The sequence below is a fragment of the Mesorhizobium sp. CA15 genome (assembly GCF_020165215.1).
Classification (GTDB): domain Bacteria; phylum Pseudomonadota; class Alphaproteobacteria; order Rhizobiales; family Rhizobiaceae; genus Mesorhizobium.
On record NZ_JAIUHQ010000011.1, the window covers coordinates 1 to 22,938 of the forward strand.

Sequence of the window (22,938 nt, forward strand, 5' to 3'; positions counted from 1 at the left end):
CCTTCTCCCCTTGTGGGAGAAGGTGTCGCCGAAGGCGACGGATGAGGGGTGCTCCAGGGAAAGCCGACGTCTCACTCCGCTGGAACACCCCTCATCCGTCTCGGCGCTTGCGCGCCGATCCACCTTCTCCCGCAAGGGGAGAAGGACAGGGCGCTACAGCTTCGCCAAAAGCTCCGGCGTCGGCCAACCATCCACCGGCAGGCCAAGCCGCATCTGCTCCTTGCGGACCGCCTCGCGCGTGTTGGTGCCCAGGATACCGTCGACGGTGCCGACGTCGTAGCCCTTGGCCTCTAGCTTTGTCTGCAGCGCCTTCATCTGGTCGCCGCTCAGGCCTTGCTCGGGCGTGCGCGGATCGAATTGCGGCGCGCCTGCAAGGCGGCTCGCAAGCACTGCCGCCGTCAGCGCGTAGGTGAAGGACTGGTTCCATTCCAGGTAGACGTCGAAATTGTCATAGGTCAGGAAGGCGGGACCCTTGCGGCCCATCGGCAGCGCCAGACCAGCCTTGAGACCATTGTCGATGAGCGGGTTGCCGTTGGGTTCGGTGACGCCCCATTGCGCCCATTGCGACAGCGGCAGCTTGTTGGTGCGGCCGGTCTGGTCCCATGGCATCTCGTCGGGGACGCGCACCTCCTGGACCCAGGGCTGGTCGCGCTTCCAGCCGCGCGACATGATCTTGTCGGCCGTGGTCATGATGACGTCCGGCACGCTGTTCCTCAGATCGACCTTGCCGTCTCCGTCGCCGTCGACGCCGCGCGCCAGATAGTCGGTCGGCAGGATCTGCGTCTGGCCGATCTCGCCGGCCCAGGCGCCCTTGACGTCGGCGGGCAGCACGCCGCGGTCGATCAAGGTAAGCAGCGGCACCAATTGCTGCCGAAACAGCTGGGGACGGCGGCAATCATACGAAAGCGTCACCAGCGCATTCAGCGTATGGAAGTCGCCCTGGACGGCGCCGAAGTCGGTCTCCAGCCCCCAGAAGGCTGCGATGATCGCCGGCTGGACGCCGAACTCCTTGTCGGCGCGGTCGAAGATTTCGGCATATTTCTTCAGATTGGCCGCACCCTGCTTCAGGCGGTAGGCCGAAATCATTCGGTTGGCGAATTCGGTGAAAGTCTGGGTGAAGACGCCCTGGGCGCGGTCGCGCGCCAGCGCCCGCTGGTCGATGGTGGCGTCCTCCAGCGCGTCGAGCCCGACGGCGCCGACGCCGGCTGCCTTGGCTTCTGCCGCGACGCCCTGTTTCCAAGCCTCGAAATCGCCGCCGCATTCCTGCGCCGCCGACGGCAGCGCAAGCGCACCGAGGAAGAGCGCCGCCAGGATTTCAACGCGCAATCGCATCGCTTTCCTTTCGAGACCGGCGCATGACCCGATCGCGACCCCGGACTGGATCGGACGGGCGCATGCGAGGATTTCAAAGCTCAGGAGCCTCGCTAGGCACTCGCACGAGTACGCCGCTCCAGATTACCAGCGGTTGCATGTTTCGCCGCCCGCCGTGTCGAAAAGCAGGCGCGGCGGCCGATGTCAACGGGTGTTCTGCCGCAGCCACTTCTTCCAGGCAGCTTCCGAGCCGTTGAAGACGTTGATGTCGGACTTGCCGGTCATGCCGGGCACGATGCCGGTGCCGGTGTACTGCCAGAAGGTGAAGGGGTGGCTGCCGTATTTCTCGCGCGGATGGCCGGCGACCGAGCGCAGCCAATAGGGATAGCCGCGGAAGGTCGCCAGTTGGTTGTCGTCGAAGAAGTCGACCGAGGTGTAGATGATCGGCTTCTTGCCGTAGTAGCGCTCGACCATTTGCAGGAAGACGGTCATCTCGCTGCGCACCGTGGCCGGGTCGGGGCGCAGCCTGCAGGTCGGCGATTTCGGGTTCCATTCCATGTCGAGCACCGGCGACATTGCCGACGGGTCTCTCGGGACATTGGCGATGAACCAGCGCGCCTGGGTTTCGGCCGGCGTGCAGAAATAGAAGAAATGATAGGCCGCGCGCGGAACGCCGGCGGCCCTTGTACGCGCCCAGTGCTCGTTGAAATAGTCGTCGAAACGATCGCCGCCCTCCGTCGCCTTGATGAAGGCAAAGGAGATGCCGCTGGCCTTGGCGGTCGGCCAGTCGACCGAGGTCTGGTATTTGGAGACATCCGTGCCGTGGATGGCGTAGGTCCACGGTGCGCCGCTGTCCCACTCATGCGGCTTGGAGTCCTCGAATTTGGGCGCGCGCACGGCAACCGTCTGCGACGGTGACAATGGTGAGAGGTCCTCCACAGTCGAGCAGGCGCCCAGCAGCGTAAGCATCAGGATGGCCGCAAGACGGCGCATGATATTCCCCGAGCCGGGATCAGCCGGCCGCTGATGGGTCCTTCATCGATGGTGGTCGCTTACGCGGGCCCCCTCCGGACGATCGCCCCACAAGACCGTCCCGATTTATTCCGTCCAAATCGTTATCCCAAAACCGCTGCGCACTTTTGGGCGACATGGATTCATTTGATCGCCGAACATGGTTGATAATCCATTGACGGCGCTCGACGATGCCGGCGATTTTGCGGAAGCAATGGCGGCAAATCGATGACATAAATCGAGCCGGCGAATCCAAAAGGCGGGGAAAGATGCGAGCCGTCGTGAAGTTCATCAAATGGCTGCTTGGGCTTGTGGTCCTGGCGGTGGCGGCGCTCTTCGCCTGGCTCTATTTCGCGCCGCCAGAACTCATCCGCGTCGGCTCCGGCTACTCGGCCAAGATCGTCTGCTCGAACGTCTTCATCGCCGGCCGCGACGCCAAAGAGGTCCTGGCCGTCGACGTGCAGGCGCCGGGCCATCCGTTGCTGAAGCTGATGAAGGTCTCCGTCGACAAGGAAAGGGGACTGGTTTCGGCCGGCCTGCTTTGGGTTTTCGGCAAGAGTGTCGCGGTCGAGCGCGACGGCGTCGGTTGCGCGTCGGTTGCCGACGGCGACACCGGCAAGGCAAGGCAGACGTCGCTGCACGCCGCGCCGCCGGCCGCGGCGCAACCCGACGCGCTCTGGCCCGATGGCGAGCGGGTCGATGCTTCGCAGCACCCCGAGGTCGCGAAGATCGTCGACGATGCCGCGATGGCCGGCACCGGCATGCGCGCCATCGTGGTGGTGAAGAACGGCCGGATCGTCGCGGAGCGTTATGGCGAGGGCTTTTCGGCCAAGACGCCGCTGCTTGGCTGGTCAATGACCAAGACGGTGAATGCCGCGATCGTCGGCACGCTGGTCAGGGACGGCAAGCTGGCGCTCGATAACAAGGGGCTCTTCGCACCGTGGAAGGCCGATGGCCGCGCCGCCATCAGCCTTGCCGACATGATGGCGATGTCGAGCGGGCTGGCGTTCAACGAGGATTACGGCGACGTCGCCGACGTGACCCGCATGCTTTATCTCGAACCGGACATGGCTCGCTTCGCCGAGGCCCAACCTCTGGCCGGCGAGGTGGGAAAAGTGTTTTCCTACTCGAGCGGCACGGCGGTGATGCTGTCGCGGCTGTGGCAGGACGCGATCGGCGACAAGGCGAAGGCGCTGGCATGGCCGCGCACGGCGCTGTTCGAGCCGCTCGGCATGCATAGCGCGGTGCTCGAGACCGACGAGCAAGGTACCTTCGTCGGCTCGTCCTATCTCTATGCCACGGCCCATGATTGGGCGCGCTTCGGCCAGTTCCTGCTGCAGGGCGGCGTCTGGAACGGAAACCAGATCCTGCCCGCCGGTTTCGTCGACTGGATGCGCGAGGCCGCACCGGCCTCAAAGGTGTATGGCAAAGGCCAAGTCTGGATCGAGGGGCCGGGCGATGAGGAAAATCCCGGCGCGGGGGTCGCTGCAGGCCTGCCCAAGGACACCTATTGGATGGAGGGCCATGACGGCCAGACGGTGGCGATCATTCCGTCCGAGCAGTTGGTGGTGGTGAGGCTAGGTCTGACGCCGGGCAAGTTTGGCTATCGGCCACAAGCGATGGTCAGCGCGCTGGTGAAGGCCCTGCACTGATCGCGTTCTTTTATTTGCGGGATCCGATCACGGCCAGCCAGGCGTAGCCGCGATAAAGCGTTCTGAAGCGGAAGGTTGCGCCAGTGCGCTGCGATTCCGATTCAAGTACGTCGCGCAGCGAGGCGCGCGGCGCGACATGGAATTTCCGCAGCCAGCCGCGCAGCAGGGGGCGGAACCAGTGCGGCAGGCCTTCCTGTTGGCCGAAATCGACGACATGCAGCGAACCGCCGGGCGCGAGCGCCGCAAGGGCTGCCGAAACCGTCTTTTCCCAGCCGGGGATCATCGACAGCGAATAGGACACGAAGACGCGGTCGAACTGCGCGATGCCGAAGAGCGCCATGGCATCGAAGTCGGTTGCGTCGCCGCGCGACAGCCTGACTTTGTCGGACAGGCCTTCGCGAGCAATGGCCGCGCTAGCCGTCTCCAGCATCTCGGCCGAGATGTCCAAACCGAAGAAGCGCGCATCCGGATAGCGGCGGGCGGCAAGCGCAATGTTGCGGCCGGTGCCGCAGCCAAGCTCCAGCACGGTGCCGCCTTGCGGCACGTCCAGCCCGTCGATCAGACGGTCGCGGCCGAGCAGGTAGTATTTACGGGTCAGATCATAGATATGGCGCTGCCAGCGGTAGACGCCGTCCATCAGTTCGGCATGGCTGGCCGGCAGTTCCGTCGTGCTCATGCGGGACGCTTCACATAAAGGTGGAAGCCGCCATAGATGGCCGAGCGGTCTTTTGCCGAATATTCGCGCGAGGCGTCGGCCTCGTAGGTCCACTGGTCGAGCAAGGAACTGGAGACACGGCCGGGCAGGAGGCTCGGTTCGGCCGCGGTGCGGAAGATGACGCGGGCGCCGGCCGAGGCTGTGCGGGTGATCTCGGTCCACAGCGCGTTGAGCAGGTCGTCGGTCATCCAGTCCTGCGCGTCGAGCAGGACGAAGCGGTCGACGCTGCCCGCATCCTTGGCGGCCAGGAATTTGATCAGATTGGCGTGGTGGATGGCGACGCGATCGATGTTGTCGCGGATCGTCTTGTAATTGCGCTCTTCCAGATAAGCAGGCAGCGCCGCCTCGCCGGGCTGCGGATAGCGGCGGGCAAAGGCCTGCCAGGCGAAGTAATTGTTCTTGAGTGGGAAGTCGCAAGCGAGCTTTTCCAGCCGCGCCTTGAGCACGCTCGCCATGGTGCCGTCGCCGGAGGTGATGAGCGAATCGTACTGAGCCGGCGGAATGCCTAGGCCGAACAGCGAGGCTTTGCGAGACGTTGCCCAGCGCAAGAGCTTCCTTTCGAAGACCGGCGCCAGCTCCTCGTTGAAGAAGCGGCGCTGCTCACCGATGTTCTCGGCCTTCATGATGCCGGCTGGGTCGACGCCGAACAGTTTTGCGACGCGATGGCCCATGGCGATGAAGAGGCCGAGCAGGCCGGTCTGGTAGAAGTTACGGTCGAAAACCGAGATGCGGCGCCGGCCGCGCCAGTTGCGGCGTTCCCAGTAATGGCGGCTGACCGGATCGAGATGCGGCGCGATGAAGCGATCATAGGCATCGGAATTGTGGCTGGTGCCGGCGGCGCCGAAGAAACGGAACAGGTCGCCCTGCGACGGCAGGTGGCGCACCGCTTCCAGCTTCATGCGGTTCAGCGCGACATGCGCGGCATTGAGATCGACGGCGTCGATCCGGGCCGGCGTGCGGGTCAGGTAAGCCAGGATGTTGCAGCCGCCCGAGGCGATCGTGACGACTCGGTGCCCGGCGCCAAGTTGCATGGCCTCCATGTCGACATCGGGATCTTCCCAGATCTGCGGATAGACGAGGCCGGAGAACAGGAAGGCGAAGAGCCGCTCGGAAATGCCGTCCTTCGACAATGCCCGGTTCTGGTAGACGGCCTTTCCGACTTCCTTGCCTCGACGATAAACGAGTTCTCCGGATACGTCCGACATGGAAAGGTGATTCCCCGTTTGCTTTGGCGCAAGCGGGTAGCGCAGCGGCATGACAGGCAGGTGACAGCCTGTTGACGGCAGGTTGGTACGAATTGCTACGCTTTGCCGAACGCTCCCGGTGTCGGCGTGGTGACGATGACGGCCTCGCCGGCATCGAGCGTGGTCTGGTCGCAGGCCTTCAGGACGTCGACCGAGCCGTCATTGCGCCTGACCTTGGTCGAGCCCGCCTCGCCGTCACCGCCGCCGTCGAGGCCCTGGGGCGGCCGATTGCGGTGCGAGGACAGGATCGCGCATTCCATCCTTTCGAGGAAGCGGATGGTACGCCTGGTGCCGTCGCCGGCATTCCACTTGCCCTTGCCGCCGGAATCCTTGCGGATATGGAAGTCTTCCAGCACAACGGGGAAGCGCAGTTCCAGCACCTCCGGATCTGTGAGGCGCGAATTGGTCATATGGGTATGGACGCCGGACGTGCCGGCAAAGCCCCGGCCCGAATTCATCCGGCCGGCCGGCGAGCCGGAGCAGATCGTCTCGTAATACTGGTATTTCTTGTTGCCGAAGGTGAGGTTGTTCATCGTGCCTTGGGCGTTGGCCATCGCGCCCATCGCGCCGAACAGCGCGTTGGTGACATGCTGCGAGGTCTCGACATTGCCGGCGACGACGGCCGCGGGATAGGACGGCTTGAGCATGCAACCGTCCGGAATAACGATGTTGATCGGCCTGAGGCAGCCGGCATTCATCGGGATCATGTCCTCGACCATGACGCGGAAGGCATAGAGCACCGCGGCGCGGGCGACGGGCTCCGGCGCATTGAAGTTGTTCTTCATGACAGGCGACGTGCCGGTGAAATCGACGGTCGCCTCGCGCCTTTGCCGGTCGACGGTAATCTTCACCTTGATCACCTGGCCGGTGTCGGTGGGATATTCGTACGCCGCGCTGTCGGGAAGCCGCTCGATCACGCGGCGCACGCTCTCGGCGGCATTGTCCTGTACGTGGCCCATATAGGCCTCGACCACATCGAGCCCGAAATGCGCGACCATCTTGCGCAGCTCCGCCACGCCCTTTTCGTTGGCGGCGATCTGCGCCTTCAAGTCGGCGATGTTCTGGACGGGATTGCGCGCCGGATAAGCATGGTCGGTCAGCAGCGTCTCCAGCTCCTTCTCGCGGAAGCGGCCGCGATCGACGATGCGGAAATTGTCGAACAGCACGCCTTCCTCATCGACCGTTGTCGCAAGCGGCGTCATCGAGCCCGGCGCGGTGCCGCCGACATCGGCGTGATGGCCGCGCGAGGCCGCCCAGAACAGGATTTCCTTGCGGGCGTTGTCAAACACCGGGGTCACCACGGTGATGTCGGGCAAATGCGTGCCGCCATTATAGGGCGCGTTGAGCGCGAAGACGTCGCCGGGATGGATATCGCCGGAGTTCAGGCGGATGATTGTCTCCACCGAACGGTCCATTGAACCCAGATGCACCGGCATATGCGGCGCGTTGGCGACCAGCGCGCCATGACGGTCGAATACGGCGCAGGAGAAGTCGAGCCGTTCCTTGATGTTGACCGAATAGGCGGTGTTCTGCAGCGTCACGCCCATCTGTTCGGCGATCGACATGAAGAGATTGTTGAAGACTTCCAGCATCACCGGATCGGCCTCGGTGCCGAGTGCCGCGGCTCGCGCCTTTCTTTCTGTCCGGCGTATCACGACGTGGTTGAGACCGGTGATTTCGGCGCGCCAGCCCGGCTCGACGACGATGGTCTGGTTCGGCTCGATGATAAGCGCGGGCCCGGCGACCGTGTGGGACGGCCGCAGGCCTTCGCGGCGATAGACGCCGGCCTCGTGCCAGCGGCCTTCGGTGTAGATGCGCCGGCTTTCCAAGGGTTTGGCGTCAATTCCTGCCGGTCCGGCGAGCGCCGGGGCTTCAGCCTTGTCCTGTCGGGCGACTTCCATGCCTTCGACGGCGACGGTCTCGACGACGATCGGCTTATCGTCATAGACGAAACCGAACTGCGCCTTGTGCGCGGCCTCGAAATCGCTTCTGGCGCGGAAGATCGAGCCATGCTCGAAATTCACCGGCAGCGCCGTATCGGTGCCGTCATAGCGGATATGCAGGACAGGCCTCGTTGAAACCGCGTCCCCGGCAATGCCTTGCTCGCCGAGCTCGGCAATGACGTCGCCGCGCAGCGCCGCGATGAGCGCCTCGATCGCCGCGCGGGATTCTTCGGCAAGCGGCTGCAGCAGACCCTGTTGGCGCGAGGCGAAGACCGACGAGAGGCCGATGCCGTAAGCCGAGAGAAGGCCGGAGAAGGGATGGATGAGCACCGCCTCCATGCCGAGCGCATCGGCGACCAGGCAGGCGTGCTGGCCGCCGGCGCCGCCAAAACAGTTCAAGAGATATTCGGTGACGTCATAGCCGCGCTGCACCGAGATCTTCTTGATGGCGTTGGCCATGTTCTCGACGGCGATGGTGACAAAGCCTTCGGCGACCGCCTCGGGCGTCCGGCCGTCGCCGATTTCGGCGGCAAGCGCCGCGAATTTTTCGCCAACCGTGCCGATGTCGAGCGCTTGGTCTTGGCCCGCGCCGAAAATCGCCGGAAAGAAATCGGGCTGCAATTTGCCGAGCATGACATTGGCATCGGTGACGGCGAGCGGGCCGCCGCGCCGGTAGGCGGCAGGCCCGGGATTGGCGCCGGCAGAATCCGGGCCGACGCGGAAGCGGCCCGCCTCATAGTGCAGGATCGAGCCTCCGCCGGCGGCGACGGTGTGGATGCGCATCATCGGCGCGCGGATGCGAACGCCGGCGACCTCGGTGTCGAAGGCGCGCTCATATTCGCCGTCATAGTGGGCGACGTCGGTCGACGTACCGCCCATATCGAAGCCGATGACCTTTTCGAAGCCGGCGAGCTTCGCCGTCTCGACCATGCCGACGACGCCACCCGCCGGTCCCGAAAGCAGCGCGTCCTTGCCCTGGAACATGTCGGCGGCGGTGAGGCCGCCCGACGACATCATGAACATCAGGCGCGGTCCGGCGCCCAGTTCGCCGGCCACCCGCTGCACATAGCGCGACAGGATCGGCGACAGATAGGCGTCGACCACGGTGGTGTCGCCGCGGCCGACCAGCTTGATGAGCGGAGAGACCTCGTGAGAGACCGAGATCTGGCTGAAGCCGATCTTGCGGCAGACTTTCGCCACGGCCTTTTCGTGGTCCGGGTATTTCCAGGCGTGCATGAAGACAATGGCGACCGCATCGATGCCGTCGGCCTTCGCCTGCTCGATCGCTGGGCGGCAGGCCGCGATGTCGAGCAGGCGCTCGACGCAGCCGTCGGCGCGCACGCGTTCATTGACCTCGATCACCCGCTCGTAGAGCTGCTCCGGCAGGATGATCTCCTTGGCGAAGATATCCGGCCTTGCCTGATACGCGATGCGCAAAGCGTCGCGGAACCCCTTGGTGATGAGCAGCAGCACACGGTCGCCCTTGCGCTCGAGCAGCGCATTGGTGGCTACGGTCGTGCCCATTTTAACGTCGCCGATCGCGTCGGCGGAGATGACGGCGCCGGTTTTCAGGCCCAATAGGTCGCGGATGCCCTGGATGGCGGCATCCGCATACGCCTCGGGATTTTCGGACAGGAGTTTTCGGGGGTGCAGCCGGCCCCGCGGATCACGGCCGATGATGTCGGTAAAGGTGCCGCCGCGGTCGATCCAGAAGTCCCATTTCCCAGTTCCCACGGCTGCCGGCATTCTGCTTATCCATAATCTCTTTGGGCGTATGTTGTGTTAGTTCGGGATTTCGGCGCCAGCAATCGCAAGTTGATGTTACACGTGGAAATGCAACGTTACGAAACCGGCAGCTGGCTGATGCATTTCCCCTGCGACCGCTCACCGAAATGTGAGCGTCTGTCGAAGGAGAGATAGCATGAAGAAGCTCATTCTGGCGTCGGTCTCGGCGCTCGCCCTGCTGGGGGTCGCGGCTTGTAGCGACAGTGGCACCGGCACTGACAATACCACCACCCAGAGCACCAATCCGCCGGCCAACGAACAGCCGATGAAACCGGCAACGCCCGACGCTTCGAAGCCTGCCGAACCGGCTCCGGCAACAAAGCCGGCTCCTACCGCGCCTGCGCAGTAAGGGCCGTCCCACAATACCGAAGAAGGCCGGCACTGCCGGCCTTCTTTTTTTGCGCTATCGATCCCGCGCATCGCCAGTCAACTGCGGCATCGTCCCGGCTTGATAGAACCGCCCGGTTCGCTCTATGAAGCCGACATGTCGATTTGGGACCGCCTTGGCGACTTCATCGCTCGTGTTTCGTCATCGGCGTCCTCGGGCGTCGCGGATGTTGTTGAAGCTGTGCGCACCGTGTTTTCCGGCGATCCGGACTTGCGCCGGCGCGTTGCGTTCTCGGTGGCGATGATCGCGCTCTCGGCCAAGATGGCCAAGGCCGACGGCATCGTCACCCAGGACGAGGTGCGCGCCTTCCAGGACATCTTCGAGGTGCCGCCGAGCGAGACGCGCAACGTGGCGCGGCTTTACGACATCGCCAAGCAGGACGTCGCCGGGTTCGAGACCTACGCCCGGCGCATGGCGCAACTCTGCGGTTCCGGCCATGCCAACTGCATGATGCTTGAAGACATACTCGACGGCCTATTCCATATCGCCAAGGCTGACGGCCTGATCCATGAGCGGGAAGGGCAGTTCCTGCATCGGATCGCGGAGATCTTCCGGATCGACGAGGCGCATTACGAGATGATCCTGTCCAGGCACGTCAATCTCGGCGCCGCCGATCCTTACGTCGTATTGGGCATCGAGCGCGGCAAGCCGTTCGAGGAAATCAGAAAACGCTACCGCAAGTTGATCTCGGACAATCATCCCGACAGGTTGATCGCACGCGGCTTGCCGCAGGAATTCATCAAGATCGCCACGACCAGGGTCGCGGCGATCAACGCCGCTTATGAAATAATCGAGCGGGGCCTCAGGCACGCATGAGCGGGTTCCTGCCCGACCAGCCAGGTGCCGAGGTCCGGGTGTCGCCGAATTTCGGTCCGCGCCGCGAGACGCTGCGGCCCGACATGATCGTGCTGCACTATACCGGCATGGCAACCGGCGCCGGCGCCGAGGCGTGGCTGTGCGATCCAGCAAGTGAAGTGTCCTCGCATTATCTTGTCCACGAAGATGGCCGCATCATCCAGATGGTGCGCGAGAGCGATCGCGCCTGGCATGCCGGCAAGAGCTCCTGGCTCGGGCGCACCGACATCAATTCCTGTTCGGTCGGTATCGAGATCGTCAATCCCGGGCATTCACTGGGCTACAAAGCCTTCCCGAGGCGGCAGATCGATGCCGTGATCGATTTGTGCGCGGGCATCGTGGGCCGTTATTCCATCCCAGCGACAAGGGTGCTTGCCCATTCCGACGTGGCGCCGGGCCGCAAGGTCGACCCGGGCGAAAAATTTCCGTGGAAGGTTCTGTTCGCGGCCGGTATCGGTCACCTCGTACCGGCGGCGCCGATAAAACCGGGCGCCGCGTTGAAGGCCGGCGACACCGGCTCCGACGTCGAGGCGCTGCAGTCGATGCTGGCGCTCTATGGCTATGGTATTGAGATATCGGGTATTTACGACCGGCAGACGGAAATCGCGGTGGCGGCGTTCCAGCGGCATTTCCGGCGGCGGCTGGTGGATGGCGTGGCCGACAATTCGACGATCCGCACGCTGCAGAGGCTCCTGACTTCCGTCGCGGCAGCCTCTGCCAAATAGTCGCGATAAGGTCATTAAATTACAACCTGTTATTTAAAGTGAATTGCGCCGCCTTCATTGCCGCTAATTCCGCCGCCAAATGCCTCTCCCGCAAGTTGTTGGACGTCTAGCCCCTCTGATGCTCCGATGTTGAATTGACACAACTGCGCGAAGTTCTTCGCGCAGTTCTAACAGAACAGGATTACATGCAGAAATTGACCGTTGTAGCGGCAGCCGTTGCTGCCGGAGTAATAAGCTTTGCCTTCAGTCCGGCAAACAGCGCCCCCTTAAGCCTCAGGGCAGACAATGGCCTTGCCGTCGCCCCTACGACCAAGGCTGCCCCGGCGAACAAAGCGCCAAAGATCAAGAGAGCCCCGGCTAAGGTGCAGAAGGCCGCCGCGACCAGGGCGGCGAAATCGACGGCCAAGCGCGCCAAGCGCGTCAGAAAGACGATCGATCTCACCCCGACTGCCTCGATCCCCACGGGCAAGATCGCTCTGGCGACATCCGCCGCACCCGGCGGCGGCCAGTATTCGTCGATCATTGCCCGCTATGCCGCGAGCTACGGCGTGCCGGTGTCCCTGGCCAGCGCCGTCATCAAGATCGAAAGCAACTACCGGCCGAATCTGGTCGGCAGCGCCGGCGAGATCGGCCTGATGCAGATCAAGCCGGCCACGGCGCGCATGATGGGTTACACCGGTTCCGCCAAGGGACTGTTCGATCCCGACACCAATATCAAATACGGCATGAAGTACCTCGCCATGGCGCAGGGTCTTGGCGGTGGCACCACCTGCGGCACGATCCTGAAATACAATGCCGGTCACGGCGCGACGCGGATGAATCCGATTTCGGCCGCCTATTGCAGCAAGGTGAAGGTGCAGATGGCAGCGCTGGGTTCGCCGGCCTAAGATCGTCCGCCGAAGTGGATTTGGGCGACGCGTGTCTGTTTCAAGCGCGTCGTTGTCCCAAACCGCTGCGCATTTGGGCGACGGCAACAGCTTTTTCGTTTGCGTTTTCAGGCGGGAATCCCTTTATACGCCCTTGTCAGCTGGCCGGGCGGCCGCGCCCGCGCGTGCCGAAAGGTTGCGGGTGAGGAAAGTCCGGGCTCCATGGAGACACGGTGCCGGCTAACGGCCGGCGGGGGCGACCCCAGGGAAAGTGCCACAGAAAGCAAACCGCCGCGGCTTCGGCCACGGCAAGGGTGAAAGGGTGGGGTAAGAGCCCACCGCGCGACTGGCAACAGAAGCGGCAGGGCAAACCCCACCGGGAGCAAAACCGAATAGGGGCGGTGCGAGGGGAAACCTTCGAGGGCTGTTTCCGGCCCACCGTCCGGGTAGGTTGCGTGAGGCGCGTGGCAACATGCGCCCAAGATGAATGGCCGCCACGTTCTCGCCGCGAGGCGAGGGCCATACAGAACCCGGCTTACAGGCCAGCTGGCATTTTTCTCGTAGCGATAGCCGAACGGGATCAGGAGGTTACGCCGACAGGCGTATCTTCCGATTCAAGCATTCTGCAAGACAGCCTCCGCGGCCTGGTCGAACATATCCTTGAAGCTGGTGCGATTAAATCGTACCTTGGGGAAGAGCAGGAGTGCATCATGGGCCAGGTCGACAAACGCAGTATCACGCTTTCGCCGGAACTGGCGGCTGCGGTCGACAATGTCGTCGCTGCTGGCGAATACGCCTCGGCCAGTGAAGTCATCCGCGATGCACTCAGGCAATGGAAGGAGCGGCGCGACCTGCTGGGCTATACCGTCGAGGAATTGCGGGAACTGGTGCAGGAAGGCATCGACAGCGGACCTGCGCTGGACGGCCCCCCCTTAATGGAGCGATTGCGCGCCAAATATGCGAAGATGGCGGAAGCCAAAGGCGCTGACGAGTGAAGTACTGCCTGCTTCCACAGGCATTGGTCGACCTCGAAACTATCGGCGACTACATCGCTGCCCGCAACCCAAACGCCGCAGTCCGTTTTGTGGAAGCTCTTCAGAGGCGATGGGATTTGCTGACCCTTCATCCCCAATCAGGCGCGCCGCGCGATGACATCTTGCCGGGCATCCGCCACCTCGTTGTCGGGGAGTATCTTACGTTTTATCGGATTGGCAACGACGCGATCGAAATCCTCCGCGTGCTGCACGGCCGGCGCAAAATTGAGGCTGACGATCTGATATAGTTGGCGGACTATGTGCCGATCTTGTCCAGGGACGCCTCGATCGCCTGCCAGAGTTCCTCGACCGGCTCGCAGCCGATGGCCAGGCGAACGAAGCCCGGCGGAACGGCGTCGCCGCGTTTCGAGCGCCGCTCGGCCGATGTGTGCACGCCACCGAAGGACGTTGCCGATTCGATCAGCGCGCAACCGTCGATGAACGCCTCTGCCTGTTCTTCGGAGGCCAGCTCGAACGAAATCAGGAAGCCGAAGCGCTCCATCTGAGCGCGCGCCAGATTGTGCGAGGCATCGCCCTCGAGCCCGGGAAAGCGCAGGCCGCTGACGGCGCGATGACCCTTCAGCCGCCGCGCGATGGTTTCAGCCGACGAACACATCCGATCGAAGCGCACTTCCAGCGTTTCGAGGCCGCGATGCACCAGCCATGCTTCGAACGGACCGGGGATGCCGCCGGCCGTCTCGCGCCAATCCTTCACCCTGGCGACAATGTCGGGATCGCGGCTGGCGACATGGCCAAAGAGAACGTCCGAATGGCCATTGATCGCCTTGGTGTCGGCCGAGACCACGATGTCGGCGCCAAGATCGAGCGGGCGCTGGCCGAAGGGCGTCATCGTTGTGTTGTCGACGATCAGGGTTCCGTCTTGCGCATGGACGGCCTTGGCGACGGCGGCGATGTCGCAAATGTCCAGTCGCGGGTTCGACGGACTTTCAACGAAAACCGCCCGGTAGCCGGCGAAGCCGCCATCGAGCATGCTTGCCGTCGGCCTCACGTCATAAGCGACGCCGAGCGGTTTCAGAAAACGCTCAGCCAAGGCCCGTGTCGTGTGATAGCCGTCCGACGGCAAGAGGATGCGGTCGCCCGATTTGACGAGCGCGAACAAAGCCGCGGAAATCGCGGCCATTCCCGACGGAAAAATAATGCATTGCGCCTCTTCCAGGTGGCCGAGCGCTTGCTCGACCGCATGCCAGGTCGGGTTGCTGAAGCGGCCATATTGATCGAAACCCGTCGCGTCGCCCGGTGCGTGGAAGATCGAGGCCATGGTCAGCGGCAAGGGAATGGGATCACCCTTGGCGAAATCGGCGCTGCGCAAATGGGCAAGTGTCGCGGCGCGTGACTTCGCAGTGTCGGACATCGGCTCGATCCCTTGGGCAGAAAACTTCAACCGACGCTATGCGCGCCGGCTGTGCGCGGCAAGCTGGGTCTTTTTAGGCCAGAGGGCTCTAAACGCTTCGTTAGGCTTAATGGACGATAAAGACGAGACGTGTCTTCAGCCTGCGCTTTCTGGTGTGGCGCGTTTGTTTGTGATGCCTGTTCCCGTTGACGCCCATAGTGCCCCATGATATCCCATTCAGATCAAGCTTTCGTTCCGCGTCAGGGTGAAGCGTACGCCAATCGGGCAGCCGCGGCGGCTGCGCGTTTGTCGGTTCTCGCCCCGGTGAATGAAGCGATTTGCCGCAAATGCGGCAGGGGCGCGGAGAACAACATGAGGGGTGCAGCGGCAACAGCGGCTGTAGCGTTTATTGGACCGGTTTCTGTCAAACACGGTGAGCAAGATCGATGCGAAGGGGCGGGTATCCGTTCCGGCGCATTTTCGCGCCGTGGTGCAAAAACGCGGCTATTCGGAACTCTACGCGCTACGCTGCCTGGATCTGCCGGCCATGGATGTCGGCGGGCTCGACCTGCTCGACCGCTACGAGCAGCGGATCGCGCTGGAGGATCCCTTTCTGCAGACGGCGGACGACATGTCGTTCTTTTGCCATGGCGACGGGACATTTCTGAAGCTCGACCAGGACGGCCGCATCACCATGACCGATTTCATCCGCGAGCATACGGGCATCTCGAACGAGGTGGCCTTTGTCGGCCGCGGCAATTTCTTTCAAGTCTGGGAGCCCGGACGGCTTGCCGCCTATGGGGCGCAGGCGCGGGCCAGGCTTTTGCAGCTTCGGCAGGGGACGAAGCCCGGGGAGCGATCGGAATGATGGCTGGCCACGGCGATGACCCTCGCGCCGTTGGCGGACCGGCCCGTCACATTCCGGTCCTCCTTGCCGAGGTGCTCGACGCGCTTGCGCCGAAGGCCGGCGAGACGGTCGTCGACGGGACATTCGGCGCCGGCGGCTACACCAGCGCCATCCTTGATCGCGGCGCCTCCGTCGTCGCCATCGACCGCGACCCGGACGCGATCGGGGCGGGCAGGGCGCTCGAACGACAGTCCGGCGGCAGGCTGAGGCTTGTCCAGGCACCGTTCTCAACGCTGGACGAGCATGTCGAGGGCGCCGACGGCGTGGTGCTCGACATCGGCGTTTCCTCGATGCAACTCGACCAGGCGGAGCGGGGCTTTTCCTTTCGCGCCGACGGGCCACTCGACATGCGCATGGCGCAGGCGGGTCTGTCCGCCGCCGACGTCGTCAACACCTTCAAGGCGGGCGACCTTGCCCGCATCTTCGGCTTTCTCGGCGAGGAGCGCCATGCCGGCCGCATCGCGCGCATGATCGAGAGCCGTCGCGAGAAGAAGCCCTTCGAACGCACGCTCGATCTCGCCGACGCCATCGAAACCCATATCGGGCGCGGGCCGAAGGACAAGATCCATCCGGCCACGCGTGTCTTCCAGGCGCTGCGCATATTCGTCAATGACGAGCTTGGCGAGCTCGCAAGGGCGCTGCTGGCTGCCGAGCGGGCGCTGAAACCCGGCGGACGGCTAGCCGTGGTGACGTTCCATTCGCTGGAAGATCGCATCGTCAAGCGCTTCATCGCCGACCGCTCCGAGGCGGCCAGCGGCTCGCGGCACATGCCTGACGCGCCCGCGCGCATTGCCACCTTCCGCAAGGCCGGCGGCGGTGTGACGCCGGGAGAGGCTGAGCTGTACGCCAACCCGCGGGCGCGCTCGGCCAGGCTGCGCGCGGCGATCCGCACCGAGGCGCCGGCGCGCGCCGGCGATTTTTCGATTTTCGGCCTTCCAAAGCTTCCCGCCGTCGAGCGGCCGGGGGAGAGGTGAGCACGTGTTTCGTACCAGCGACATAGTCCTGATCGCCGTCATGGTCTCGGCCGCGGCGCTGACCTACAAAACGAAGCGCGAAGCCGAAGAGCAACAGGCGGCCGTGCAGAAGATCCAGGCGCAGATCCACTACGAGGAAGAGACGATCGATCTCCTCAAGGCGGACTGGAGCCTGCTCACTCAGCCGTCGCGACTGCAGAAGCTTGCCGACGTCTATAAGAGCCAGCTCGGGCTCGAACCGGTCAACGCGCACCAGATCGGCGGGCTCGACGACATTCCCGTGAAACCCGTGACCATCGAAGACCTCTCCTCGCAGCAGCTTGGCGGCATGGCCGACAATTCGGGCAAGGAGCCCTCGGACGGCAAGGATCCGGTGGTCACCGGGAGCACCGTTCAATGATCGGCCTTCCAAGGATCGGCGGCCTGCTGACGCGCCGGAAGAAGCAGGTTGAGGACGGCTCGATCGTCGTCGACGCCGCCCGCAAGGCGACCGGCGGCAAGGCCAAGACGCGCATCGTCATGACCATGGCGGTGTTCTTCACCATCTATTCGACCATTGCCGGCCGGCTCGTCTATCTCGGGCTGCAGAATCCCGATCTTTCGGGCGGCCCGGAGAACCGCGTCACTGCATCGCGTCCGGATATCGTCGATCGCAATGGCGAGGTGCTGGCGACCGACATCAAGACCGCGTCGCTGTTTGCCGAGCCGCGCCGCATCGTCGACGCCGACGAAGCGATCGAGAGATTGTCGACCGTGCTGCCGGAGATCGACTACGAGCAGACCTATCGCAAGCTCAAGAGCGGCGCCGGCTTCGTCTGGTTGCAGCGCCAGCTGACGCCGAAGCAGCAGGCCGACATCCTGGCGCTGGGCGTTCCCGGCCTCGGCTTCCGCACCGAAAAGCGCCGCTTCTATCCGAGCGGCGAGACCTCGTCCTATATCGTCGGCCTCACCAACATCGACAACCAGGGCATCTCCGGCATGGAGAAGTATATCGACGAGCAGGGGCTGAGCGATCTGCAGGCGTCGGGGCTCGCCGTGGCCAAGGATCTCAAGCCGGTCAGGCTTTCGATCGATCTGCGCGTCCAGCATGTGGTGCGCGACGAGATCGCCGCAGGCCTGGAGCGATATCGCGCCATCGGCGCCGGCGCCGTCGTGCTGAACATCAAGACCGGCGAAGTGATGGCCATGGCCTCGGTGCCGGATTTCGATCCGAACAATCCGTATAATGCGCAGGAGAAAGACCGGCTGAACCGCATGTCGGCCGGTCTCTACGAGATGGGCTCAACCTTCAAGAGCTTCACCTCGGCCATGGCGCTCGATTCCGGCAAAGCGACGATGGCGAGCCGCTTCGACGCGTCGCATCCGATCCGGGTCGGCCATCAGGCCATCCACGATTTCCACGGCAAGAACCGCGTGCTGTCGCTGCCGGAGGTGTTCCTCTTTTCGTCCAACATCGGATCGGCCAGAGAGGCCGAGCTGGTCGGCATCGAGGGGCATCGCGAATTCCTGCACCGCCTCGGCATTCTGGACCGGATGCAGACCGAACTGCCGGAGGTCGCCCGCCCGACCGAACCCAAGGTCTGGAAACAGGTCAACTCGTTCACCATCGCCTTCGGTCACGGCGTGTCGACGACGCCGCTGCAAGCCGCCGTCGGCTGCGCGGCGCTGATGCAGGGCTATCTGATCGAGCCGACATTCCTGGTGCGCAGCGAGCAGGAGGCAATGGCGGTCGCCAAGAAAGTGGTCAGCGACAAGACTGTCGAAGGCATGCGCTACCTCTATACGCTCAACGCCGAGAAGGGCTCGGCCAGAAACGCCAGGGTCCCCGGCTACCGCGTTGGCGGCAAGACCGGAACGGCCGAGAAGGTCATCAACGGCCGCTATTCCAAGGACTTGAATTTCAACACTTTCGTCGCCGCCTTCCCGATGGACGATCCGCAATATCTGGTGTTCACGATCGCCGACGCCCCGCATCCTGAAAAGCCCGGGATGACCGACGTTGCCGCCAACAATGCGGGGGTCATGGCCGGCAACATCATCAGACGCGCGGCCGCCATGCTTGGCGTGAAGCCAGATTTCAGCCATGAAAATGGTGCAACGCTGGTTTCCTATCAGTGATTCTTGGGGCGCGCCGGCAACTGCGCGCTATTTTGTTGCGGTGAACGGGACTCAATGCAGCTAAAAGATCTAGCCGGCATCCTGCCTGTCGAGGGAACAGCTTCCCCCGATCTGGAGGTGACCGGACTTTCCTCCGATTCCCGCGCGGTCAAGGCCGGCGTCGTCTTCTTCGCGCTTGCCGGCAGCAAGGCCGATGGCTCGACCTATGCCGCCGATGCCGCGGCCCGCGGCGCGGCTGCGATCGTCACCGGCAAGGGCGCGAGCGTCTCCAGCCTGTCGATCCCGGTTCTTGCCGTCGATGATCCGCGCCTGGCGCTGGCGCTCAGTGCGGCGCGCTTCTTCGGACGCCAGCCGCAGACCATGGTCGCCGTCACCGGCACCGCCGGCAAGACATCCGTCGCCGCCTTCACCCGCCAGATCTGGGAGCAGGTGGGTTTTGCCGCCGCCTCGATCGGCACGACCGGCGTCGTAGCGCCCGGCCGCAACGAATATGGCTCGCTGACGACGCCCGACCCGGTGGCGTTGCACCGATTGCTCAAGGAGCTGGCGGATGCGGGCGTCACCCACGCCTCGATGGAAGCTTCGAGCCACGGCCTCGACCAGCGCCGCCTCGACGGGGTGAAGCTGGCGGCCGGCGCTTTCACCAATCTCGGCCGCGACCACATGGATTACCATCCGACAGTGGAGGATTATCACCGCGCCAAGCTGCGCCTGTTCGACACGCTGCTGCCGAAGGGCGCGCCCGCCATCGTCTTTGCCGACGATCAGTGGTCGGAGCCGACCATCAAAGCCGCGAAAGCGGCGGGGCTGGAAGTGCTGACCGTCGGCCGCCATGGCGATTTCCTGACGCTGAAGCGGGTCGAGCATGAGCGGCATCGCCAGCGCGCCGAAATCGTGGCCGACGGCGTGCTGCACGAGGTCGACCTGCCTTTGGCCGGCGATTTCCAGATCGCCAACGCGCTGGTCTCGGCCGGGCTTGCCATCGCGACTGGAACGCCCGCGGGCAAAGCCTTGGCGGCATTGGAGAAATTGAAGGGCGCGCCGGGCCGGCTCGACCTCGTCGGCGCCACCGCGGCCGGCGCTCCCGTTTATGTCGACTACGCCCACAAGCCCGATGCGCTGGAGAATGTGCTGACCTCGGTCCGGCCTTTCACCACGGGGCGCGTCGTCGTGGTGTTCGGTTGCGGCGGCGACCGCGACCGGGGAAAAAGGCCGATCATGGGCGAGATCGCGACCCGGCTCGCCGATGTCGTCATCGTCACCGACGACAACCCGCGTACGGAAGTGCCCGAGACCATCCGCGCCGCGATCCTTGCTGCCGCGCCCGGCGCCATCGAGATCGGCGACCGCCGCAAGGCGATCCACGAGGCGGTGGCGATGCTTCGCGCCGGCGACACGCTTATCGTTGCCGGCAAGGGACATGAGGAAGGCCAGACCGTCGGCACCGAAACCTTTCACTTCTCCGACCATGAGGAAGTGCGTGAGGCGCTCAAGGAGCGTGCCGCATGAACCTGCTGTGGACGTCGGAAGCGCTCGTCGAAGCCATGGGCGGCAGGCCGATCGGCTTGCTGCCGGAAGGCATCACCGGCATTTCGATCGACAGCCGCAGTCTGGAACCGGGAAACGCCTTCTTCGCCATCAAGGGCGAAGCGATGGACGGCCATGATTTCGCGACAGCGGCGGTCAAGGCCGGAGCGGCGGTGCTGGTCGTCGCGGAGGGCAAGCTGCCTTCGCTTGGCCGGCTGACGGCGCCGATGATCGTCGTGCAGGACGTGCTCGCGGCCCTCGAGAAGCTCGGCGTGGCGGCGCGGGCTCGCTCGAAGGCCAGGATCATCGCGGTCACCGGCTCGGCCGGCAAGACGACCACCAAGGAAGCGCTGCGGCATGTGCTGTCGGCGGTCGGCAAGGTGCATGCTTCGGCGCAGTCGTTCAACAACCATTGGGGCGTGCCGCTGACGCTGGCGCGCATGCCGCAGGACTGCGACTATGCCGTCTTCGAGATCGGCATGAACCATCCGGGCGAGATCCGGCCGCTGGTCAAGATGGTCAGGCCGCATGTCGCCATCGTGACCATAATCGCCGCCGCTCATCTCGGCTTCTTCAAGAATCTCGACGAGATCGCCATGGCCAAGGCCGAGATTTTCGAGGGAATCGAGCCGGGTGGCGCCGCGCTGCTCAACCGCGATGATCCACGCTGGAAGCTGCTCGGCAAAATGGCGAAAGAGGCGGGCGTCGAGCATGTCTTCGGCTTCGGCGAAAATGTCCGCTCGGCGTTCCGCCTTGTCGGCTGCGAGCTTCATGCCGACCATTCCGACATCGCCGTCAAGATCGGCAAGAAAGACCTGACGGCTCGTGTCGGGGCGCCCGGCCGCCATATCGTGCAGAACGTGCTGGCGGTGCTGGGCGCCGCGCAGCTGGTCGGCGCCGACCTCGACAAGGTCGCGGCGGCACTGGCAGATCTTTCGGCCGAGCGCGGGCGGGGCCGGCGCCATATCCTGCATCATCCCAACGGGCCGATCACGCTGATCGACGAGAGCTACAACGCCAATCCGGCGTCGATGGCGGCGGCAATGGCGCTGCTCAACGCCACGCCAGTCGCGGGCGAGGGCCGGCGCATCGCCGTGCTCGGTGACATGCTGGAGCTCGGCAGCCATTCGGCAGATCTCCACGCAGCGCTTGCCAAGCTGATCGTCGGCACGGGCACGCGTAACGTCTTTCTCGGCGGGCCGGAAATGCAGGCGCTGGCCGAGGCCCTGCCGTCAGACATTGCAACCGAGTATCGATCGGGAGCGGAAGAACTGAAGCCGATCGTGATCGCCGCGCTCAGGCCCGGCGACGTGGTGATGGTCAAGTCGTCGAAGGGCATCGGGTTTTCAAAGCTGGTCGAGGCATTGCTCGGCAAATTTCCGGCGGAAGCCACAAACATGAAGCCGGCCTAGGGTCGGGCTCCGGGGGACGGAAGGACCATGTTCACACTGCTCGTCGATTTCGCGGACAAGATCTCGTTCTTCAACGTCTTCCGCTACATCACTTTTCGTACAGGTGGCGCGCTGATCACGTCTGCGCTGATCGTCTTCATCTTTGGGCCGACGATCATCAATTCGCTGCGCCTGCGGCAAGGCAAGGGCCAGCCGATCCGCGCCGACGGCCCGCAGACGCATTTCAAGAAGGCTGGAACGCCGACCATGGGCGGGCTGATGATCCTGTCCGGCATCATCGGTTCGTCGCTCTTATGGGCAAACCTGTCCAGCATCTATGTCTGGGTCGTGTTGCTGGTCACCGTCGGCTTCGGCTCGATCGGCTTCTACGACGACTATCTCAAGGTCACCAAGCAGTCGCATCTGGGCTTCTCCGGCAAGGCTCGCCTGGCGATCGAGTTCGTCATCGCCGCCATCGCCGCCTGGGTGATCATGCACAATGGCCAGGCGCCGTTCTCGTCGTCGCTGACCTTTCCCTTCGCCAAGGAATTCCTGATCAACCTCGGCTGGTTCTTCGTGCCGTTCTCCTGCTTCGTCATCGTTGGCGCCGGCAATGCGGTGAACCTGACCGACGGCCTCGACGGCCTGGCGATCGTGCCGATCATGATCGCGGCGGCGTCCTTCGGCGTCATCGCCTATCTTTCGGGCAACGCGGTGTTCGCCGAATATCTGCAGATCCATTTCGTTCCCGGCACCGGCGAGCTCGCCGTCGTGCTCGGCGCGGTGATCGGCGCGGGCCTCGGCTTCCTTTGGTTCAACGCGCCGCCGGCCGCGATCTTCATGGGCGACACCGGCTCGCTGGCGATGGGCGGGCTGATCGGCACCATCGCGGTCGCTACCAAGCACGAGATCGTGCTGGTGATCGTCGGCGGCCTGTTCGTGGTCGAGATCCTGTCGGTCATCATCCAGGTCGGCTATTTCAAGATGACCGGCAAGCGCGTCTTCCTGATGGCGCCGATCCATCACCATTTCGAAAAGCTCGGCTGGACCGAAAGCCAGGTGGTGATACGCTTCTGGATCATTGCCGTCATCCTGGCGCTGGTCGGCCTGTCCACCCTCAAGCTCAGATAGGACTCGCTGC

Annotated in this window: 20 protein-coding genes and 1 other RNA gene; 15 read left to right on the forward strand and 6 right to left on the reverse strand. The window is 64.0% G+C overall.

Annotation, left to right across the window (positions count from 1 at the left end; translation table 11 throughout):
- Positions 1-153 precede the first annotated feature (153 nt).
- Together LB515_RS18005 and LB515_RS18010 are read right to left on the reverse strand one after the other, a co-directional pair.
- Positions 154-1,332 (reverse strand): lytic murein transglycosylase, encoded by a 1,179-nt coding sequence (locus tag LB515_RS18005; RefSeq protein WP_224635975.1) that lies wholly within the window; start codon positions 1,330-1,332, stop codon positions 154-156.
- 183 nt (positions 1,333-1,515) lie between these two features.
- Entirely contained in the window at positions 1,516-2,304 is a 789-nt protein-coding gene (locus tag LB515_RS18010) for a GH25 family lysozyme (protein WP_224708507.1), read from the reverse strand.
- A 287-nt stretch (positions 2,305-2,591) separates the two neighbouring features.
- Between LB515_RS18010 and LB515_RS18015 the strand changes: the two genes are divergently transcribed.
- On the forward strand, positions 2,592-3,974 hold the full coding sequence (locus LB515_RS18015; protein ID WP_224708508.1) for a serine hydrolase domain-containing protein: 1,383 nt from the start codon (positions 2,592-2,594) through the stop codon (positions 3,972-3,974).
- A gap of 10 nt (positions 3,975-3,984) precedes the next feature.
- Here the strand turns inward: LB515_RS18015 and LB515_RS18020 are convergent, their stop codons facing one another.
- Genes LB515_RS18020 through LB515_RS18030 form a run of 3 tightly spaced genes read right to left on the reverse strand, consistent with a single transcriptional unit; the run spans position 3,985 to position 9,622 of the window.
- Complete coding sequence (locus tag LB515_RS18020) at positions 3,985-4,650, reverse strand: class I SAM-dependent methyltransferase (RefSeq protein ID WP_224708509.1); 666 nt, start codon at positions 4,648-4,650, stop codon at positions 3,985-3,987.
- Entirely contained in the window at positions 4,647-5,945 is a 1,299-nt protein-coding gene (locus LB515_RS18025) for a DUF3419 family protein (RefSeq protein ID WP_095768979.1), read from the reverse strand. The genes LB515_RS18020 and LB515_RS18025 overlap by 4 nt, the downstream gene beginning before the upstream one ends.
- Positions 5,946-5,989: 44 nt before the next feature.
- Positions 5,990-9,622, reverse strand: coding sequence for a hydantoinase B/oxoprolinase family protein (locus tag LB515_RS18030; protein ID WP_224708510.1), 3,633 nt, complete (start codon positions 9,620-9,622; stop codon positions 5,990-5,992).
- 175 nt (positions 9,623-9,797) lie between these two features.
- Here LB515_RS18030 and LB515_RS18035 point away from each other — a divergent pair, with 175 nt between their 5' ends.
- The 7 genes from LB515_RS18035 to LB515_RS18065 all read left to right on the forward strand — a co-directional run bounded on the left by LB515_RS18035 (position 9,798) and on the right by LB515_RS18065 (position 13,777).
- Positions 9,798-10,010, forward strand: coding sequence for a hypothetical protein (locus LB515_RS18035; protein WP_224635982.1), 213 nt, complete (start codon positions 9,798-9,800; stop codon positions 10,008-10,010).
- A 135-nt stretch (positions 10,011-10,145) separates the two neighbouring features.
- A complete protein-coding gene (locus tag LB515_RS18040) occupies positions 10,146-10,865 on the forward strand; it encodes a J domain-containing protein (protein WP_224708511.1) in 720 nt (239 codons plus the stop codon).
- Positions 10,862-11,629, forward strand: a complete 768-nt coding sequence (locus LB515_RS18045; protein ID WP_224522877.1) for an N-acetylmuramoyl-L-alanine amidase — start codon at positions 10,862-10,864, stop codon at positions 11,627-11,629. The genes LB515_RS18040 and LB515_RS18045 overlap by 4 nt, the downstream gene beginning before the upstream one ends.
- 185 nt (positions 11,630-11,814) lie before the next feature.
- Positions 11,815-12,516, forward strand: a complete 702-nt coding sequence (locus LB515_RS18050) for a lytic transglycosylase domain-containing protein (RefSeq protein ID WP_224522876.1) — start codon at positions 11,815-11,817, stop codon at positions 12,514-12,516.
- Positions 12,517-12,652: 136 nt separating this feature from the next.
- Positions 12,653-13,049, forward strand: an RNA gene (rnpB, locus tag LB515_RS18055) — RNase P RNA component class A.
- Between the two features lie 156 nt (positions 13,050-13,205).
- The gene (locus tag LB515_RS18060; RefSeq protein ID WP_140839687.1) at positions 13,206-13,490 is read left to right on the forward strand and encodes a type II toxin-antitoxin system ParD family antitoxin; all 285 of its coding nucleotides are present in this window, start codon (positions 13,206-13,208) and stop codon (positions 13,488-13,490) included.
- Positions 13,487-13,777, forward strand: coding sequence for a type II toxin-antitoxin system RelE/ParE family toxin (locus tag LB515_RS18065; protein ID WP_140839689.1), 291 nt, complete (start codon positions 13,487-13,489; stop codon positions 13,775-13,777). Before LB515_RS18060 ends, LB515_RS18065 begins: the two co-directional genes overlap by 4 nt.
- Before the next feature lie 8 nt (positions 13,778-13,785).
- Here the strand turns inward: LB515_RS18065 and LB515_RS18070 are convergent, their stop codons facing one another.
- On the reverse strand, positions 13,786-14,901 hold the full coding sequence (locus tag LB515_RS18070) for a cystathionine gamma-lyase (RefSeq protein ID WP_224708512.1): 1,116 nt from the start codon (positions 14,899-14,901) through the stop codon (positions 13,786-13,788).
- A 388-nt stretch (positions 14,902-15,289) separates the two neighbouring features.
- Here LB515_RS18070 and mraZ point away from each other — a divergent pair, with 388 nt between their 5' ends.
- Genes mraZ through mraY form a run of 7 tightly spaced genes read left to right on the forward strand, consistent with a single transcriptional unit; the run spans position 15,290 to position 22,928 of the window.
- The gene (gene mraZ / locus LB515_RS18075; protein ID WP_140839693.1) at positions 15,290-15,748 is read left to right on the forward strand and encodes a division/cell wall cluster transcriptional repressor MraZ; all 459 of its coding nucleotides are present in this window, start codon (positions 15,290-15,292) and stop codon (positions 15,746-15,748) included.
- Positions 15,745-16,761: a 16S rRNA (cytosine(1402)-N(4))-methyltransferase RsmH gene (gene rsmH / locus LB515_RS18080; protein WP_224708513.1), complete on the forward strand. Its 1,017-nt coding sequence runs from the start codon at positions 15,745-15,747 to the stop codon at positions 16,759-16,761. Before mraZ ends, rsmH begins: the two co-directional genes overlap by 4 nt.
- Before the next feature lie 4 nt (positions 16,762-16,765).
- On the forward strand, positions 16,766-17,161 hold the full coding sequence (locus LB515_RS18085; RefSeq protein ID WP_095768987.1) for a hypothetical protein: 396 nt from the start codon (positions 16,766-16,768) through the stop codon (positions 17,159-17,161).
- Positions 17,158-18,879: a peptidoglycan D,D-transpeptidase FtsI family protein gene (locus tag LB515_RS18090; protein ID WP_224708514.1), complete on the forward strand. Its 1,722-nt coding sequence runs from the start codon at positions 17,158-17,160 to the stop codon at positions 18,877-18,879. The genes LB515_RS18085 and LB515_RS18090 overlap by 4 nt, the downstream gene beginning before the upstream one ends.
- 54 nt (positions 18,880-18,933) lie before the next feature.
- Positions 18,934-20,388 (forward strand): UDP-N-acetylmuramoyl-L-alanyl-D-glutamate--2,6-diaminopimelate ligase, encoded by a 1,455-nt coding sequence (locus tag LB515_RS18095; protein WP_224708515.1) that lies wholly within the window; start codon positions 18,934-18,936, stop codon positions 20,386-20,388.
- Positions 20,385-21,818 (forward strand): UDP-N-acetylmuramoylalanyl-D-glutamyl-2,6-diaminopimelate--D-alanyl-D-alanine ligase, encoded by a 1,434-nt coding sequence (locus LB515_RS18100; RefSeq protein ID WP_224708516.1) that lies wholly within the window; start codon positions 20,385-20,387, stop codon positions 21,816-21,818. Before LB515_RS18095 ends, LB515_RS18100 begins: the two co-directional genes overlap by 4 nt.
- A gap of 27 nt (positions 21,819-21,845) precedes the next feature.
- Positions 21,846-22,928 (forward strand): phospho-N-acetylmuramoyl-pentapeptide-transferase, encoded by a 1,083-nt coding sequence (gene mraY / locus LB515_RS18105; protein WP_095768991.1) that lies wholly within the window; start codon positions 21,846-21,848, stop codon positions 22,926-22,928.
- The last annotated feature ends 10 nt before the right edge of the window (positions 22,929-22,938 follow it).

What these genes read in the sequence shown, in the direction of transcription:
- LB515_RS18020 (WP_224708509.1), bottom strand. Translation starts at nt 4,650, where the DNA reads ATGAGCACGACGGAACTGCCGGCCAGCCATGCCGAACTGATGGACGGC.
- mraY (WP_095768991.1), top strand. Translation starts at nt 21,846, where the DNA reads ATGTTCACACTGCTCGTCGATTTCGCGGACAAGATCTCGTTCTTCAAC.
- LB515_RS18060 (WP_140839687.1), top strand. Translation starts at nt 13,206, where the DNA reads ATGGGCCAGGTCGACAAACGCAGTATCACGCTTTCGCCGGAACTGGCG.
- LB515_RS18010 (WP_224708507.1), bottom strand. Translation starts at nt 2,304, where the DNA reads ATGCGCCGTCTTGCGGCCATCCTGATGCTTACGCTGCTGGGCGCCTGC.
- LB515_RS18070 (WP_224708512.1), bottom strand. Translation starts at nt 14,901, where the DNA reads ATGTCCGACACTGCGAAGTCACGCGCCGCGACACTTGCCCATTTGCGC.
- LB515_RS18050 (WP_224522876.1), top strand. Translation starts at nt 11,815, where the DNA reads ATGCAGAAATTGACCGTTGTAGCGGCAGCCGTTGCTGCCGGAGTAATA.
- LB515_RS18040 (WP_224708511.1), top strand. Translation starts at nt 10,146, where the DNA reads ATGTCGATTTGGGACCGCCTTGGCGACTTCATCGCTCGTGTTTCGTCA.
- LB515_RS18025 (WP_095768979.1), bottom strand. Translation starts at nt 5,945, where the DNA reads ATGCCGCTGCGCTACCCGCTTGCGCCAAAGCAAACGGGGAATCACCTT.
- LB515_RS18005 (WP_224635975.1), bottom strand. Translation starts at nt 1,332, where the DNA reads ATGCGATTGCGCGTTGAAATCCTGGCGGCGCTCTTCCTCGGTGCGCTT.
- LB515_RS18095 (WP_224708515.1), top strand. Translation starts at nt 18,934, where the DNA reads ATGCAGCTAAAAGATCTAGCCGGCATCCTGCCTGTCGAGGGAACAGCT.
- LB515_RS18045 (WP_224522877.1), top strand. Translation starts at nt 10,862, where the DNA reads ATGAGCGGGTTCCTGCCCGACCAGCCAGGTGCCGAGGTCCGGGTGTCG.
- LB515_RS18015 (WP_224708508.1), top strand. Translation starts at nt 2,592, where the DNA reads ATGCGAGCCGTCGTGAAGTTCATCAAATGGCTGCTTGGGCTTGTGGTC.
- LB515_RS18090 (WP_224708514.1), top strand. Translation starts at nt 17,158, where the DNA reads ATGATCGGCCTTCCAAGGATCGGCGGCCTGCTGACGCGCCGGAAGAAG.
- LB515_RS18035 (WP_224635982.1), top strand. Translation starts at nt 9,798, where the DNA reads ATGAAGAAGCTCATTCTGGCGTCGGTCTCGGCGCTCGCCCTGCTGGGG.
- rsmH (WP_224708513.1), top strand. Translation starts at nt 15,745, where the DNA reads ATGATGGCTGGCCACGGCGATGACCCTCGCGCCGTTGGCGGACCGGCC.
- LB515_RS18030 (WP_224708510.1), bottom strand. Translation starts at nt 9,622, where the DNA reads ATGCCGGCAGCCGTGGGAACTGGGAAATGGGACTTCTGGATCGACCGC.
- LB515_RS18100 (WP_224708516.1), top strand. Translation starts at nt 20,385, where the DNA reads ATGAACCTGCTGTGGACGTCGGAAGCGCTCGTCGAAGCCATGGGCGGC.